This is a genomic window from Enterobacter cloacae complex sp. SHL009 (assembly GCF_049237205.1).
In the GTDB taxonomy this organism is placed as follows: Bacteria; Pseudomonadota; Gammaproteobacteria; order Enterobacterales; family Enterobacteriaceae; genus Enterobacter; species Enterobacter cloacae_M.
In genome coordinates this window covers 370012-386044 of the sequence record NZ_JBMKIW010000001.1, presented here as the reverse complement: position 1 = coordinate 386044, position 16033 = coordinate 370012, and the positions used below count along the sequence as shown (strand labels likewise).

The 16033-nt window shown below is 57.3% G+C and carries 18 protein-coding genes; 4 read left to right on the top strand and 14 right to left on the bottom strand.

Going from position 1 to position 16033, the window contains the following annotated elements:
- Window positions 1-12: 12 nt before the first annotated feature.
- The 10 genes from flgK to flgB all read right to left on the bottom strand — a co-directional run bounded on the left by flgK (window position 13) and on the right by flgB (window position 8941).
- On the bottom strand, window positions 13-1653 hold the full coding sequence (flgK, locus tag ACOTZC_RS01840) for a flagellar hook-associated protein FlgK (protein WP_047174444.1): 1641 nt from the start codon (window positions 1651-1653) through the stop codon (window positions 13-15).
- 75 nt (window positions 1654-1728) lie between these two features.
- Window positions 1729-2682, bottom strand: a complete 954-nt coding sequence (gene flgJ / locus ACOTZC_RS01835; RefSeq protein ID WP_023311141.1) for a flagellar assembly peptidoglycan hydrolase FlgJ — start codon at window positions 2680-2682, stop codon at window positions 1729-1731.
- Window positions 2682-3779: a flagellar basal body P-ring protein FlgI gene (locus ACOTZC_RS01830; RefSeq protein WP_023311140.1), complete on the bottom strand. Its 1098-nt coding sequence runs from the start codon at window positions 3777-3779 to the stop codon at window positions 2682-2684. The genes flgJ and ACOTZC_RS01830 overlap by 1 nt, the downstream gene beginning before the upstream one ends.
- Before the next feature lie 12 nt (window positions 3780-3791).
- Window positions 3792-4490, bottom strand: coding sequence for a flagellar basal body L-ring protein FlgH (gene flgH / locus ACOTZC_RS01825; RefSeq protein ID WP_023311139.1), 699 nt, complete (start codon window positions 4488-4490; stop codon window positions 3792-3794).
- A 57-nt stretch (window positions 4491-4547) separates the two neighbouring features.
- Complete coding sequence (flgG, locus tag ACOTZC_RS01820; RefSeq protein ID WP_008500810.1) at window positions 4548-5330, bottom strand: flagellar basal-body rod protein FlgG; 783 nt, start codon at window positions 5328-5330, stop codon at window positions 4548-4550.
- Window positions 5331-5341: 11 nt separating this feature from the next.
- Entirely contained in the window at window positions 5342-6097 is a 756-nt protein-coding gene (locus tag ACOTZC_RS01815) for a flagellar basal body rod protein FlgF (protein WP_023311138.1), read from the bottom strand.
- Between the two features lie 20 nt (window positions 6098-6117).
- On the bottom strand, window positions 6118-7368 hold the full coding sequence (gene flgE / locus ACOTZC_RS01810) for a flagellar hook protein FlgE (protein ID WP_023311137.1): 1251 nt from the start codon (window positions 7366-7368) through the stop codon (window positions 6118-6120).
- 26 nt (window positions 7369-7394) lie between these two features.
- Window positions 7395-8105, bottom strand: coding sequence for a flagellar hook assembly protein FlgD (gene flgD, locus ACOTZC_RS01805; RefSeq protein ID WP_045401867.1), 711 nt, complete (start codon window positions 8103-8105; stop codon window positions 7395-7397).
- An 11-nt stretch (window positions 8106-8116) separates the two neighbouring features.
- Window positions 8117-8521, bottom strand: a complete 405-nt coding sequence (gene flgC, locus ACOTZC_RS01800) for a flagellar basal body rod protein FlgC (RefSeq protein ID WP_008500814.1) — start codon at window positions 8519-8521, stop codon at window positions 8117-8119.
- 3 nt (window positions 8522-8524) lie between these two features.
- A complete protein-coding gene (flgB, locus tag ACOTZC_RS01795) occupies window positions 8525-8941 on the bottom strand; it encodes a flagellar basal body rod protein FlgB (protein ID WP_023311135.1) in 417 nt (138 codons plus the stop codon).
- Window positions 8942-9098: 157 nt separating this feature from the next.
- On the opposite strand from flgB, the gene flgA reads away from it, so the two are divergent.
- The 3 genes from flgA (at window position 9099) to flgN (ending at window position 10575) form a co-directional block, all read left to right on the top strand.
- Complete coding sequence (flgA, locus tag ACOTZC_RS01790) at window positions 9099-9758, top strand: flagellar basal body P-ring formation chaperone FlgA (RefSeq protein WP_023311134.1); 660 nt, start codon at window positions 9099-9101, stop codon at window positions 9756-9758.
- A gap of 93 nt (window positions 9759-9851) precedes the next feature.
- Window positions 9852-10145, top strand: coding sequence for a flagellar biosynthesis anti-sigma factor FlgM (gene flgM, locus ACOTZC_RS01785; protein ID WP_023311133.1), 294 nt, complete (start codon window positions 9852-9854; stop codon window positions 10143-10145).
- Window positions 10146-10149: 4 nt separating this feature from the next.
- Window positions 10150-10575, top strand: a complete 426-nt coding sequence (flgN, locus tag ACOTZC_RS01780) for a flagella biosynthesis chaperone FlgN (protein WP_008500818.1) — start codon at window positions 10150-10152, stop codon at window positions 10573-10575.
- A gap of 59 nt (window positions 10576-10634) precedes the next feature.
- On the opposite strand, the gene murJ is transcribed toward flgN, so the two are convergent.
- The 4 genes from murJ to rimJ form a co-directional block, all read right to left on the bottom strand.
- On the bottom strand, window positions 10635-12170 hold the full coding sequence (murJ, locus tag ACOTZC_RS01775) for a murein biosynthesis integral membrane protein MurJ (RefSeq protein ID WP_045357088.1): 1536 nt from the start codon (window positions 12168-12170) through the stop codon (window positions 10635-10637).
- Between the two features lie 129 nt (window positions 12171-12299).
- A complete protein-coding gene (locus tag ACOTZC_RS01770; protein ID WP_045401862.1) occupies window positions 12300-13223 on the bottom strand; it encodes a Gfo/Idh/MocA family protein in 924 nt (307 codons plus the stop codon).
- Window positions 13224-13225: 2 nt separating this feature from the next.
- Window positions 13226-13882, bottom strand: coding sequence for a YceH family protein (locus ACOTZC_RS01765; RefSeq protein WP_047174442.1), 657 nt, complete (start codon window positions 13880-13882; stop codon window positions 13226-13228).
- A gap of 9 nt (window positions 13883-13891) precedes the next feature.
- On the bottom strand, window positions 13892-14476 hold the full coding sequence (gene rimJ / locus ACOTZC_RS01760) for a ribosomal protein S5-alanine N-acetyltransferase (protein WP_008500822.1): 585 nt from the start codon (window positions 14474-14476) through the stop codon (window positions 13892-13894).
- Between the two features lie 236 nt (window positions 14477-14712).
- Between rimJ and mdtH the strand changes: the two genes are divergently transcribed.
- On the top strand, window positions 14713-15921 hold the full coding sequence (gene mdtH / locus ACOTZC_RS01755) for a multidrug efflux MFS transporter MdtH (RefSeq protein WP_163353679.1): 1209 nt from the start codon (window positions 14713-14715) through the stop codon (window positions 15919-15921).
- Window positions 15922-16033 lie beyond the last annotated feature (112 nt).

The window sequence follows — 16033 nt, the reverse complement described above, 5'->3', positions numbered from 1 at the left end:
TTCACCTCAACCTTAACGAATGTTGATAATTGCATCGAAGAGCGTACTGGCAGTTTGTAGAACCTGGGCATTGGCCAGGTAATACTGCTGATAACGCTGCAAATTGCCATACTCTTCGTCGAGGTTTACCCCAGAGATGGTCTGCTGCTGCTTGATTAACTGCGTCTCCACGTTGGCTTTCGTCTGGCTGCTCACCTTCAGTGACGCCGTTGAGCTACCGACGGTACTGACCAGAGAGGCATACGCATCGTTGAAGGTTTTGTTTCCACCCACCACTTTGCCGTTTTGCAGATCGAGCAGTTTTTGGCCATTACGGTTATCACTCTCGCCGCCGTTCTGCACCGATGCCATCGCCAGCTTGGACTCGTCGCCGATCGCGAGTTCCATGTTCATGATGACGTTGGAAACAGGCTTCACGGTAAAGCTGTCTTTGGTGTTTGCCGTACCGCTCACGTTGACGTTAAGGCCATCAAAAGACAGATTGCCGCTGGCATCCGGGCTCATCGTAAAGCTGGTTTTGTCTGACGAGCGGGTGACCGTCCAGTCAGTGCCGTTAAACTGCAGCTTATAGTCTGTCGCCTGGACCTGTTTGCTGTCCGCCACAGACGCCGTAACAACGGCCGAACCGCCGTTCTTGCTGTTGGACAGAACCGCCGGAGAACCAAAGTTGAACAGCTTACCGCCCGCATCACCGTTCGCATCAAAACCGGCTTCATGCTGCGTGTTCATCGCGTCGGCAAAGGCCAGCGCCATCTGGTTCAGGCTGTTACGGGCTTTATCCAAATCTTCCGTGCGGAAGGTCAGTAAACCGCCTAAAGAACCGGTGGTGATAAATTTCTCCGGGATCTCAATATTGCCCGCCACGTCATCGACGTAGGCGATAGTGGTACGAGCCGGATCGGCGCTGGACTTCACGGCCGCCAGCTGGCTGGCTTTGCTGCCCTGTACCAGGCTGTAACCGTTACCGAGAGAGATATTAAACGTGCCGCTATCCTGCACGGAGACTTCCACGCCCACGATTTTGTTCAGTTCAGTCACGAGCTGATCGCGCTGGTCCAGAAGATCGTTAGGTGACGCGCCCGCGCCAACGCCGGTCAGACGGGAGATCTGATCGTTCAGATTCGCAATCTGTGCCGCGTAGTTGTTGATCTGAGACACGCTGCTTGAGATGGCGGTATTAACCTGCGCGTCCTGGTCACGGAGATACTGATCGTTGGTTTTAAACTGATTGACCAGACCACTCGCTTTACCCAGCACCGTCTGACGTGCAGCCGGGTCTTCCGCGTTGCTCACCAGGGTTTGCAGGCTTTTGAAGAAATCCTGCAGGGTGGTGGAGAGCGAGTTGGTGGTATCGGAGAGCACATCGTCAATTTTTGACATCTGCTGATAGCGCGTCGTCAGACCGCTGCTCTGCGTCTGCGCGGCGCGCAGCTGGTTGGTGATGAAGGCGTCATACTCACGCTGGACACCGGAGACATAAACCCCGTTACCCACCCAGCCACCGCCGGTCAGCGTGCTGTTAGATGCGCCCAGCACCGTGGTCTGGCGGGTGTAACCTGCCACGTTATAGCTTGAAATATTATTACTGACGGTATTGAGTGCCGACTGCGCGGCACTGAGGCCACTCATGGCGCTGTTAATCAAACTGGACATGGGGGTTCCTTTTATACGTTCAGACACGAGTCCTGATGAAGGTTATCGGCAACCTCCACCGGGACTTGAGAACTTTCAGAACAGATTTTCAATATCTGTGCTATAGGCTTTGCTGACCTTCTCGCCCATGGATTTCAGCTGCTGGATCATGCTGGTGAGCTTGCGTGCATAGTTCGGGTCAGTCGCGTAGCCCGCGTTTTGTAAGGCCTGAGCGCCCTGCTCCGCCGTCGCCGCCTGCGTAACGGCGGTATAACGCGGATTTCGGCTCAGCAGGCCAACGTAGTCGGACAATGCTTCCAGATAGGAGCTGTAGACGCGGAATTTTGCTTTGACCTTCACCGCCGCACCGTTCTCGTATTCGGTGGTCGTGATCTCCGTTGTTGGCCCCTTCCAGCTGGAGGTGGCCTTTACGCCGAAGATGTTGAAGCTCGGATCGCCGTTTTCCTTGCGGATCTGACGCTGACCCCAGCCCGACTCCAGCGCGGCCTGCGCCAGAATCAGGTGATGCGGCACGCCGCTCTGTTCGCTGGCGAGACGCGCGGGCAGAGAAAGCTGCGCCAGGAAGTCTTTGCTGTCACCGGAGAGCGGCTCATCGCCGCTGCCAGTGGCTTTTGGCATCGCTTTACGCACCATTTGCGTCAGAGCCTGGTTCTGATAACTGGTCACCGTTTCCAGGTCGAACTTCATCGGCACCTGCTGCGTCTGTTCCTGAGGCTGAATGCCCTGCGCGGCTTCGGTCTGTTTCACAATCATGTCAGCCAGACCGAGGCCTTTACCGGCGGTCATCTGCTGCGCAATCTGCTGGTCATACATGCTGGTGTAGAGACGCGTTGAATCACTGCTGAACATCCCGTCTTTCGGCAGGGTTTCGCGCATGCTTTTCAGCATCATCTGTACAAACATCCCTTCCACCTGGCGGGCGACCGGGCGGATGTTCGCCGCCGGGTCTTTGCCTGCTTTGGTTTTCAGTTCGTTGAGCGACTGGGCGTCCCAGGCTGCACTGGTCAACAGTTTGCTATCGGTCAGCATTAGATGATTTCCAGTTTGGCGCGCAGGCAGCCCGCGCTTTGCATGGATTGCAGGATGGACATCAGATCCATCGGCGTTGCGCCCAGGGCATTCAGGGCACGCACCACGCTATTCAGGTTGGCGCTGGAGCGAACGCTCTGCAGCGACCCGCCGCTCTGGCGCATATCAATCTGCGTTTGCGGTGTTACCACCGTCTGACCGCCGCCAAATGGCGTGTTCGGCTGGCTCACGTTCGCGGAGCGGTTAACCGTCACGGAGAGGTTACCCTGCGCCACGGCACAGCTGTCCAGCGACACTTCCCGGTTCATCACCACCGAGCCGGTACGGGAGTTGATGATCACTTTCGCATCCTGGACCGGAACGTTAACTTCCATATTCTGAATATCAGCCAGCATGCGCACCTGGTTGCTGCTGCCGGTGGAGGTGCGGATCTGCACGGTGCGCGCATCGAGTGCCGTTGCGTTACCGTAGCCGCGGCTGCGGTTGATGGTATCGGCAATTTGCTGCGCCATCGTGAAGTCTTCATTATTAAGCTGCAGGTTGATGGTGTTGCCCGCGCCAAACTGGGTCGGCAGTTCGCGCTCAATGATTGCACCGTTGGTGATACGTCCACCGTTCAGCTGGTTCACCTGCACGCTGCTTCCGCCTGCGGATGCCCCCGCACCGCCAACCAGGATGTTCCCCTGCGCCAGCGCATACACCTGGCTATCAACACCTTTCAGCGGGGTCATCAGCAGCGTACCGCCGCGCAGGCTTTTGGCGTTACCCATTGAGGAGACCACCACATCAATGGTCTGCCCCTGACGCGCAAACGCCGGGTAGGACGCGGTGACCATTACCGCGGCCACGTTTTTCAGCTGCATGTTGGTTCCCGCCGGCACGGTAATACCGAGTTGGGAAAGCATGTTGTTCAGGCTTTGGGTGGTGAACGGCGTCTGGGTCGTCTGGTCACCGGTACCATCCAGACCAACCACCAGGCCGTAGCCAATCAGGGAGTTTTCACGCACACCCTGAACGCTGGTGAGATCGCGAATACGGTCAGCCTGGGCAAATGTTGTCACCAGCGCGAGCGCCACGGCGAAGATCGATTTAAACATGGGTCACCTCGCTTACATCGGCGATAAATTAAGGAAGAAGCGCTGCAGCCAACCCATATTTTGGGCTTCATTGATATAGCCGTTACCGACGTACTCAATGCGCGCATCCGCCACCTGGGTAGACGGAACGGTGTTGGTGCCGCTGATGGTGCGAGGGTTAACCACGCCCGAGAAGCGAATGAATTCAGTGCCCTGGTTGATGGCGATCTGTTTTTCACCCACAACGTGCAAGTTGCCGTTAACCAGAACCTGGTCAACCGTGACCGTCAGCGTACCGCTGAAGGTGTTGCTGGCGTTCGCGCCACCTTTACCGTTAAAGGTATTGCCGCCAGAGGCCTCGACATCTGCTCGCGCGTTGCCGAACAGTCCCTGCAGGTAGCGCGGGACGGTATCGAAGCCAAAATTCGTTTTGCCATCGCGGCTGGCGTTCGCCGACGAGCTCTTGCTCGCGCTGACGTTTTCCTGCAGCACAATGGTCAATGTATCGCCGACGTTACGCGGGCGGCGATCTTCAAACAGCGGCTGATAGCCGTAATTAATCGGCTGCGCGGTCTGGAAAATGGAGCCGTTGACCACTGGCGCAGGGCCGGGAACGGGTTGGGCAGTCGTCGCACCCTGGACCAATGGTTTAGACGGGATCAAAGCACACCCGCTGAGGGTGACAGCCAGAACAGTCAGTATCGGATAACGAAACGCCGCGTTTTTTTGCATTGCCTTCATCTTCGAAAACAGGGAGCCGGTGCGGCGTTTACCGCACCGGGCTACACCTTAGAGTTGCGTCAGTTTCTGCAGCATCTGGTCGGTCGTCGACACTGCTTTACTGTTAATTTCATACGCGCGCTGGACCTGGATCATATTCACCAGCTCTTCCGCCACGTTCACGTTGGACGTTTCAACATACCCCTGGTACAGCAGACCCGCACCGTTCAGGCCCGGAGTGCTCTCATTCGGCGTACCGGAGGATTGCGTTTCGGTGTAGAGGTTCTCACCAATGCTTTCCAGACCGGTATCGTTCATGAAGGTGGTCAGGTTGAGCTGCCCAACCTGAACCGGCGCGGCCTGTCCCTGCTGGGTCACGCTGACCACACCGTCGCGTCCGATGGTGATGCTCAGGGCGTTCGCCGGGATGGTAATCGCAGGCTGAACCTGGAAACCGCCCGCCGTCACCAGCTGGCCGTTCTGATCGACCTGGAACGAACCGTCGCGGGTATAGGCAGAGGTCCCGTCAGGCAGCTGCACCTGGAAGAAGCCCTGGCCTTTGATTGCCACGTCCTTGCTGTTGTTGGTCTGAGACAGGTTGCCCTGGCTGTGCAGACGCTCGGTAGCCACCGGGCGAACGCCGGTACCAATCTGCAGGCCCGACGGCAGCGTCGTCTGTTCAGAAGACTGCGCGCCCGGCTGACGGATGGTTTGATAAAGCAAATCTTCGAAAACGGCACGCTGACGCTTGAAACCATTGGTGCTCACGTTTGCCAGGTTGTTGGCAATCACGTCCATATTGGTTTGCTGGGCGTCCAGGCCAGTTTTCGCGATCCATAAAGAACTGATCATAAGGAGTCCTGTTAACTCATAGCCAGAAGTTGGTTAGCTTTGCCCGCGTTTTCATCCACGCTGCTGATGATCTTCATCTGCATTTCGAAACGACGGGCGCTGGCAATCATGTCGCTCATGGCGGCTACCGGCTTGACGTTACTGCCTTCCAGAACGCCGGACATCACGCGGATGCTCGGATCGGCCTGTAATGTGGCACCACGCGTCGCCTGCGCCGCCTGGGTCAGACGAAACATGCCGTCGTCGCCGCGCTGCACCTCTTTGCCTTCCGCTTTAACCAGCTTCAGACGTCCGACGGGTGCAACGGTGTTGGCCGGATCGCCCGGGTTCAGCGCCGAAATGGTGCCGTCCGCGGCGATAGTCAGCTCAGAGCCTTCCGGCACGGTCAGCGGACCCGCTTCCCCCATCACCGGATGACCCTGAATCGTCAGCTGGCCCGTCGCGCTCACCTGGATATTGCCGTTACGGGTATAGCCTTCGCTGCCGTCGGCCGTTTGCACCGCCAGCCAGCCGTCCTGCTGCAGGGCAACGTCCAGCGGGCGCGAGGTGTAGTCCATCTGCCCTGGCGTCATATCGGCGCCAGGGGTTGATGCCGTCACCAGCGTACGGGTCGGCAGGGAAAGCCCTTCTACCGGTACCGCGCGCAGCGCATTAAGCTGAGCGCGAAAGCCCGGCGTAGAGGCGTTTGCCAGGTTGCTGGCGGTAACGGCCTGCTGATTGAGCGTCTGACTTGCCGCGCCCATCGCGGTATATATTGCGTGATCCATTGCGCTTTCCTGTTAGCCGCTTAACGCAGGTTAACCAGCGTGTTGAGGATCTGGTCCTGGGTTTTGATGGTCTGCGCGTTCGACTGATAGTTACGCTGCGCGACGATCATGTTCACCAGTTCTTTACTCATATCCACGTTGGAAGCCTCCAGCGCGCCGTTGGTCAGCTTGCCGAAGTTACCGGTGCCTGCGGTACCCAGCAGCGCCACGCCGGAGGACTGTGTGGCAGACCAGACGTTGTCGCCTTCCGATTTCAGGCCTTCGTTGTTGGCGAAGTTTGCCAGCACGATCTGCCCCAGAACCTGAGACTGTTCGTTAGAGTAGCTTCCCACCACGGTGCCATCGTCGTTGATCTGGTAGCTCACCAGGTCGCCAGGCTTGTAGCCGTTCTGATTGGTTGCCACAACGCTGTTTGCACCGGTGTTCTGCTGCATGGAGTTCTGGAAGCTCAGGGAGAAGGTCGCCGCCGTCGCACCGCTGACAGAACCCGTGGTGATGTTAATGGCCGGCGTGGCGTTTGGCGTTGCGCTCAGTACACCCGCAGCGTCGTAGTTGTAGACACCCGCCAGGTTACCGTTCGCATCAAAGTTCATCTGCGCCGCTTTTGCCGCTGTTGAACCCGCAACGCTGCCGTCCTGAGTGTAAAGATCCCATTTATTGTTGGCCGTCTTCACGTAGTAGACGTACATGTTGTGGGCGTTACCCTGGCTGTCGAATACGGTCACGGTCCCTTTTTTGTTGTAGGTGTCCGGGTTGGTCGCATCGAACGGGGCAGTTTGAACAGGATCGGTTGAGTTCAGGTTGATCTGCTGCGTCGCGGTGGTGGTTGATTTCGCCGCCATCAGGGTGTTCGGGATAGTAATCGCCTGAGGGTTCGCACCGGTCTGAACGGTTGGAGGCGTTCCGGCTGCCGGGTAGCCCGTCAGCTGCATGCCCTGCATGTTAACCAGCGTACGGTTTTCGTCCAGCTTGAACTGGCCGTTACGGCTGTAGAACACAGAACCGTTGGAATCGACCATACGGAAGAAGCCGTTCTGGCTGATCGCAACGTCCAGACCACGACCGGTGTTGGTGGTGGTGCCGTCGGTAAAGTCCTGAGTGATGCCCGCAACTTTCACGCCCAGGCCGACTTTGGAACCGGCAAACATGTCCGCAAATGAAGCAGAACCGGATTTAAAACCATAGGTCGCGGAGTTGGCGATGTTGTTGCCAATGACGTCCAGGTTGGTGGCCGCAGCATTCAGGCCGCTGACCGCTTGAGAAAAGGCCATGACTTACTCCTGATAAGTGTTAAGGCTTAGATAATCTGCCGAACTTCGTCGAGTGTGGTGGAACCAGAGGTTCCCAAATCCAGTTTGTTGCCGTCGCTTCCTTTAATCACGCCCTGGACCAGCGCGAACTGCAGCGGCTGCGCCACCAGCTGGGTTGTCCCGTTGCTGGCGCTGATCGCTACTTTGTAAGAACCGTTTGGTGCTTTAGTGCCGTCGGTCAGGCTGCCATCCCACGTAAAGGTGTGAACGCCCGCCTTCAGCTCGCCGATATCAATAGTGCGCACGACCGTGCCGTTGCTGTCGGTAATGGTGGCGGTAACTTTCTCCGCCGCCTGCTGCAACTCAACGCCAAACGGCGTGGTGGTCGTTGTGGTGTTGCCTTCGGTGGTGCTGGTGCCCGCCAGAATCGTGGTTCCAGGGATCATCACCCCGTGGCCAATCAGGCTTGCCGCCTGCAGAGACTGGGCGCTGTTAATCTGCCCGGAGACGGAGCCGAGGGTGGTGTTGAGTTTCTCAATGCCGCTAACGGTGCTGATCTGCGCAAGCTGCGTGGTCAGTTCGTTGTTCTGCATTGGGTTGGTGGGATCCTGGTTCTTAAGCTGCGCCACCAGCAGTGTCAGAAAGCTGCCCTGAAGATCGGAGGCATTGCTCCCGGTGAGGGAGTTAGAACCCGTCGTACTCTTCGTGTTATTAACACCCGAGTTCGTAGGATCATTCACATTTACGGCGATGGACATGCATGTCTCCTTTACTGGCCGAGAGTGAGCGTTTTGAGCATCATGCTCTTCACGGTATTAAGCACTTCAACGTTGGCCTGGTAGCTGCGAGAAGCCGACATGGAGTTCACCATCTCACCCACCACATCCACGTTTGGCATTTTCACGTATCCGCTGGCATCCGCGAGCGGGTTACCCGGCTCATACACCAGCCTGTCCGGCGCCTGGCTCTCTACCACATCAGACACCTTCACGCCGCCCGTCGCCGCGCCCGGCGCAGCATCGACCTGAAAGACAACCTGTTTGGCACGATAAGGCTGGCCGTCTGGTCCGGTTACGCTGTCGGCGTTCGCCAGGTTACTGGCAGCCACGTTCAGGCGTTTGGACTGCGCGGTTAACGCCGAACCGGCAATATCAAAAATATTCAACAAGGCCATCTATCAGTTCCCCCCCTGCAGGACGTTCATCATGCCTTTGATTTGTCCGCCGAGTACGGTTAAGCCCGTCTGGTATTTCAGACTGTTATCGGCAAACTGCGTACGCTCCCGGTCCATATCCACGGTGTTACCGTCGAGTGAGGGCTGATCGGGAATGCGGTAAAGTAAATCGGTCGCTGGCGCGGTCATCGCCTGAGCAGGAATATGGCGAGAGGATGTCATGGCAAGTGCAACACCCGTTCCTTCGGCACGTCCACGCTCCATCACCTTTTTGAGTTCACTGGAAAAATCAATATCGCGCGCCTGAAACCCTGGGGTATCGGCGTTAGCAATGTTGGCGGCTAAAATCTCCTGCCGCTGGGCGCGTAAATTGAGCGCTTCCTGCTGAAAACGTAACGCGGCGTCGAGTTTATCGAGCATGTCTCCTCCGCTGATGGCAAAATTTCAGTTCACAGCTTAAATCTCACCCGGTCTCTCCTATCGACGGAATAAGCGCAAAATGCGTCGCTATTTATTGCGTTGATGCAAAACCACTGCAGGTAGAATTCATTCAACTCTGGAAACGGTGGAACTTGCGATGCAAACGTTAAAACGTGGCCTGGTGGCAACTTTCTTGCTGTTTAGCCCTCTGGTGCAGGCTGAAGGCTTACAGGATCGGCTGACGGCTTTTTTTGCTGAAAAGCTGGCGGGCTTTAGCGATGAGGTTAACGTTACCGTGCGCACCCCACCGAATCTGTACCCGACCTGTGACCAACCGTCATTCAGCGTGACGGGAACCACCCGGCTGTGGGGAAATGTGAACGTGCTGGCACGCTGCGCGAACGAAAAACGCTATTTACAGGTTGCAGTTCAGGCGACGGGCAATTATGTTGTCGCCGCCGTACCCATTGCGCGCGGCAGCGTGCTGCAGACGAACAGCGTGACGTTAAAGCGCGGCCGTCTGGATCAGCTGCCTCCACGTACCATGCTGGAAATGAACCAGGCACAGGACGCCGTCAGCCTGCGTGATGTCGCCCCTGGCCAGCCGATACAGCTCTCCATGCTGCGTCAGTCGTGGCGGGTAAAAGCGGGTCAACAGGTGATGGTGGTGGCCAACGGAGATGGCTTTAGCATCAACAGTGAAGGGAAAGCGTTAAACAATGCCGCGGTGGCGCAAAACGCCCGCGTCAGAATGTCCTCAGGCCAGGTGGTGAGCGGAACCGTCGATTCTGATGGGAATATTCTGATTAACCTATAATCTTTTTAAAGATTTCGCGGCGCGTGCCGATAAATATTCCACTAATGATGATGTCAGGCGCAAACGCCGCGAACCCTCGATGAGGACAACACTATGAGCATTGATCGTACATCAGCCCTGAAGCCGGTAAGCGCTGTACAACCTCGCGAAACGAATGACGCTCCTGCGCAGAAAACGCGTCTGGAAAAACCGTCAACATCCAACAGCACCAGCGTGACCCTGAGCGACGCGCAGGCAAAACTGATGCAGCCAGGCAGCAACGATATCAATATGGAACGTGTTGAAGCGCTGAAAACGGCTATTCGTAACGGTGAGCTGAAAATGGACACCAGCAAGATTGCTGATGCCCTGATTCAGGAAGCACAGAGTTTCTTACAGAGTAACTAACCGTATGAGTCGACTGTCAGAAATACTGGATCAAATGACGGTTGTTCTTAACGACCTGAAAACGGTAATGGACGCTGAACAGCAGCATCTCTCTTCCGGTCACATCAACGGCAGCGCGCTGCAGCGTATTACTGAAGATAAGAGTTCGCTACTGGCGACGCTGGATTATCTGGAGCAGCAGCGCCGCGCTGAGCAGGATCCTAAGCGTAGCGCCAATGACGATATTATTGAGCGCTGGCAAACCATTACCGAAAAAACCCAGCACCTGCGCGACCTTAACCAGCACAACGGCTGGCTACTGGAAGGTCAGATTGAGCGTAATCAGCAGGCGCTTGAGGTATTGAAACCGCATAAAGAAACCGGACTGTACGGTGCGGATGGTCAAACAGCGACTGCGCGTATTGCGGGAGTTAAAAAGATTTCGATTTGACGCCTGGGCGACAAATCATGCAGCGGGGAGCACCATAAGGTGAACTCCCCTTTTGGCGTTTATGCCGTACGGCGGGCAAACTCTTTCACTTTGAACCCCAGCACCGCGAGCGTGGCAAAGTAAGCCACGACCCCGACGCCTACCACGGCCATCAGCCGCATCAGACGATAAGGCATAGTGCCGAGGGACCACTCCGGCATCACGTACATCATGCCGAGAAGCGCCGCCGACATCACCAGTACCGCAACGATCAGACGTACCAGGAAACTTCCCCACCCCGGCTGCGGCGTAAAGATATCCTGCTTGCGCAGCTGCCAGTACAGCAGCCCGGCATTCAGACAGGCCGCCAGACCAATAGACAGCGACAGGCCAGCATGCTTCAGCGGACCAATAAACGCCAGGTTCATCAGCTGGGTCATAATCAGCGTCACGATGGCAATTTTCACCGGCGTTTTGATGTCCTGACGCGAGTAGAACCCGGGCGCCAGCACCTTGACGACGATCAGCCCCATCAAGCCGACCGAGTAGGCAATCAGCGCGCGCTGGGTCATGGCGGCATCAAAGGCGGTGAATTTCCCGTACTGGAAGAGCGACACCGTCAGCGGTTTGGCCAGAATGCCCAGCGCCACCGCGCTTGGCAGGGCCAGCAGGAAGCAGAGACGTAAACCCCAGTCCATCAGGCGGCAATATTCATCATGGTTGCCGCTGGCAAAACTTTTCGACAGCGACGGCAGCAGGATGGTCCCCAGCGCCACGCCCAGCACCCCGGACGGGAACTCCATCAGACGGTCAGCGTAGTACATCCAGGAAACCGAGCCGGACACGAGGAAAGAGGCAAAAATGGTGTTGATGATAAGCGAGATCTGGCTGACGGAGACGCCGAGAATGGCGGGCCCCATCTGCCTGATCACGCGCATCGCCCCGGCATCTTTGAGATTGATGCGCGGCAGCACCAGCATGCCGATTTTTTTCAGATGCGGCAGCTGGTACGCCAGCTGCAGCACGCCGCCGACGGTAACCGCCCAGGCCAGCGCCAGCACCGGCGGGTTAAAGTGCGGCGCGGCGAACAGGGCAAAACCGATCATGCTGACGTTGAGAAACGTTGGCGCAAACGCCGGAACAGAGAAGCGGTTCCAGGTGTTCAGGATCGCCCCCACCAGCGAGGCCAGCGAGATGAGCAGAATATAGGGGAAAGTAATGCGCAGCAGCTGCGAGGTCAGCGCAAATTTGTCAGCCGTATCGGCAAAACCGGGCGCGGTCACCATAATCACCCAGGGCGCGGCCAGCATCCCGAGTACGGTCACCACAGCTAAAGCCAGCGTCAGCAATCCGGAGACATAAGAAACAAAGACGCGCGTCGCGTCTTCACCCTGCTTGCTTTTATATTCCGCCAGAATGGGCACGAATGCCTGGGAAAACGCCCCTTCAGCAAAAATACGACGCAGCAGGTTCGGCAATTTGAAGGCGACGAAAAAGGCGTCCGTGGCCATCCCTGCACCAAATACCCTTGCCACAATGGCGTCGCGTGCAAAACCCAGCACGCGGGAAAACATGGTCATCGAGCTGACGGCCGCCAGCGATTTTAATAAGTTCATTAACGTGAATTTCCAGAACCATACGGATTTCCAGGACGGGCAAGCGTAAGCGCCACCCGGCAAAGCCTACAAGCGGCGCTTAGTCTACCCGGATTTCAACGAATTACTATCCGCAGATGTTACAGCGAGTTATTCGCTCATGGCATCGCGCCAGAGCCTTTCCACAATGCGCTGCGCCAGAATGGCCTGCTCGCCGGACGTTTCAGGAACCGTCTGATTTTGCACGCAGGTGATAAAGTGACGGGCGCATCCTGCGAAACCGCGCTGCTCGAGGGTGCTCTGCCAGCCTGGCGCCGGGAGCGTCACCACGCCATTGCCCTTCTCTTCCCGCCACTCGCGCATGTCCGTAATGTCGTACAGCGCGCCGTCGGTCACCGCCTGCACGGATTCACGCTGGCTACCCGCCCGACGGTGCATGCTGGTGGTAATCTGAAGATGCTCAACGGAAAAGTGGTGTTCAGCGTAGACCATTTGCCCCTGATCGTTTGTCACGAGGGTGCCGCTTTTCAGCAGCGCTTCGCCGTTGCTCAGCCACAGCGCCGTATCCACAACGTGCAGATAATCATCCAGAAGGGTGAACCGCAGATCGTTTGGCCCAATGCTGTCGGTGCGGTGCTTATCCATTCGCAGCGAGGCAAGCGTGCCCGACTGCGCCTTAAGCTGCTGGTAAAGCGGCGCGAAGCGGCGGTTGAAGCCCACCATCAGCGTCAGTTTTTTGCGCGCCGCCAGTTCGATCAGACGTTCCGCGTCCGGAACATTTTCCGCCAGCGGTTTATCCACGCAGACGTGAACCCCCGCATTGAGCAGCTCGCTCACCACCTGATAGTGAGTTGCCGTTGAGGTATGCACAAAAACCGCATTACACTCGCGGGCCAGATCCTGCAGGGAGGCAGCGTACGGAATGCGCCAGGTTTCGCAGATACGTTCTGCCTTTTCTCGCGTGGGTGACCATGCCCCTTGCAGGGTCCAGTCCGTCGCCGCACCTAAAACAGGCAGCCAGGCTTTTTGCGCAATGCCGCCCAGCCCCACCACGCCTACGCGTAATTTTTTCACCGTCAGTCTCCCAGATGTGCCAGCAAGGCATCCAGACGCTGTTTCAGCCCGGCGACCTCTTCTTCCAGCGCTTCTACGCGCGCGACAAGAGTGTCAGTGCCTGCTGAGGATACCGCGTCGCTCTCCGCGGTAACGGTAGCGACATCGACGTCGCCGCTGAACAGGTGCATATAGCGGCTTTCACGTTTACCCGGCTCGCGCGCCAGACGCACCACGTATGGGCCGTCTTCGCGAGAAGCCAGCCCTTCCAGGGTCTGCTCAACTTCCTGCATATCGCTGAACTCATGCATGCGGGAAGCGCGCGTGCGCAGTTCCCCCGGCGTCTGCGCTCCGCGCAGCAACAGCGTGGTGATGACCGCCACTTCCGCACTGCTCAGCTTCAGGTCGCCAAATTCGGAGTTACAGAAGCGCTGTTCGTATTTGGTCACGCGGTTGCCGAAGCCGCTGACGGTGCGCAAATAGTGGCGTTTTACCAGCGCATCCAGCACGTCCTGAACCTCATGCTCGCTGAGGTTCATCACCGGCTCGCGGTTGGTTTTCTGGTTGCAGGCCATGGTCACGGCGTTGACGGAGAGCGGATACTGCTCCGGCGTGGTGACCTGTTTTTCGAGTAAGCACCCAATCACGCGCGCTTCTGTACCGTTTAGCTGATACTTCATCTTTTCTCCTTAACGACCTGCGGTCCAGTCCCGAGTGGTTAACGCCGTCAGAACGTGGTCGCGCCACTCTCCGTCTATCAGCAGATAGTCTTTGGCGTAACCCTCTTTCTCGAACCCTAAGCGCGCCAGCAAATTGCCGCTGCGCTGATTATGCGGCATATAGTTCGCCATGATGCGATGGATATGCTGCGTGCGTTGCATATAGCGGATCGCCACCGTTAACGCCTCGTACATCAGCCCCTGCCCCTGCCATTTCTGGCCGATGGAGTAGCCAAGGTAGCAGGCGTGAAACGACCCGCGCACCACGTTTGAAAAATTGGCGATCCCGATAATCTCTTTCTCTTCGGGATCCAGCAGCGCGAAATAAAACGCGCTGCCCTGCTTGTGAAATTCCGTAATCATGCTGAGGCGCGCCTGCCAGCCGGAAGGGTAACAATGGCTCTCATCCCGAACGGGTTCCCAGGGTTTTAAAAACTGGCGATTCTCGGCGTAATAATCCGCCAGACGCCAGGCATCACGCTCATGCACCAGACGAACGACCAGCCTGTCCGTTGTCAGACGCACTTTTGGCACATTACTGCGATAGCCAAACATCGATACCACTCCTTCCCGTCACTTCTGCTGACCCATTAGCTTTACTATACCTGCGCCTGCGCCGTCTGTGAAAACAGTGACATACCATTTTGCCCTCTTTTCATTATTTTCGATGAGAACTCTCTATCAAAGCACCCTTTTGATAAAAAAATATTGTCACGCCCAGGGGTGGGAAAAAACGCGGCGACACCGCAGAATGTTAGCGTGCTCACCTTCTTATTTTCCCTGGAGGGAAAATGTCCCGCGTATCACAGGCCAGGAGCCTGGGTAAATATTTCCTGCTCGTCGATAACATGCTGGTTGTGCTCGGCTTTTTTGTCGTTTTTCCGCTGATATCGATCCGCTTTGTCGATCAGATGGGCTGGGCGGCATTAATGGTTGGCATTGCCCTGGGGTTACGCCAGTTTGTCCAGCAGGGCCTGGGCGTCTTTGGCGGGGCCATTGCCGACCGCTTTGGCGCTAAACCGATGATCGTTACCGGTATGCTGCTGCGCGCGGCAGGTTTTGCCACGATGGCGGTCGCCCAGGAGCCCTGGCTGCTCTGGTTCTCCTGTTTCCTCTCCGGTATCGGCGGCACGCTGTTCGATCCGCCGCGCACCGCCCTGGTGGTGAAGCTTATTCGCCCTCAGCACCGCGGCCGTTTCTTCTCGATTCTGATGATGCAGGACAGTGCCGGGGCGGTTATCGGCGCCCTGCTGGGAAGCTGGCTGCTGCAGTATGATTTCCGACTGGTCTGCGCGGCTGGGGCGGTGCTCTTTATTCTGTGCGCGCTGTTTAATGGCCTGTTCCTGCCCGCCTGGAAACTGTCGACGGTCAAAGCGCCGGTCCGGGAAGGGCTTGGCCGCGTCCTGCGCGACAGGCGTTTTGTCACCTATGTGTTGACCCTGACGGGCTACTACATGCTGGCTGTGCAGGTCATGCTGATGCTGCCGATCATGGTTAACGACATTGCGGGCACGCCTGCTGCCGTTAAATGGATGTACGCCATCGAAGCCTGCCTGTCGTTAACGCTGCTTTATCCGATTGCCCGCTGGAGCGAACGGCATTTTCGTCTGGAGCATCGCCTGATGGCCGGGCTGCTCCTGATGACGCTGAGCATGATGCCGATCGGTCTGGTGAACTCTCTCCAGCAGCTGTTTACGCTGATTTGCACGTTCTATATTGGCTCAATCATCGCCGAGCCTGCCCGTGAAACGCTGAGCGCCTCGCTTGCGGATGCGCGTGCGCGCGGCAGCTATATGGGTTTCAGCCGGCTGGGGCTGGCGCTTGGCGGCGCATTAGGTTACGCCGGTGGCGGCTGGTTGTTTGATGCCGGCAAAGCGTTTAACCAGCCCGAACTTCCGTGGATGATGCTCGGCGCGGTGGGCTTTATGACGCTCCTTGCCCTGTGGTGGCAGTTCAGCCAGAAACGCAGCGCGAGCGGGATGCTCGAGCCTGGCGCGTAGCCTTTCCCTCGGGCGGGAGCTACTCCCGCCCCACTTCTCAGTTTTTTCTGCTGGTTTCTGCCAATTCACACTGACATACTGGCGCAACAGGACAGAAGCGCCGATTTTTCGT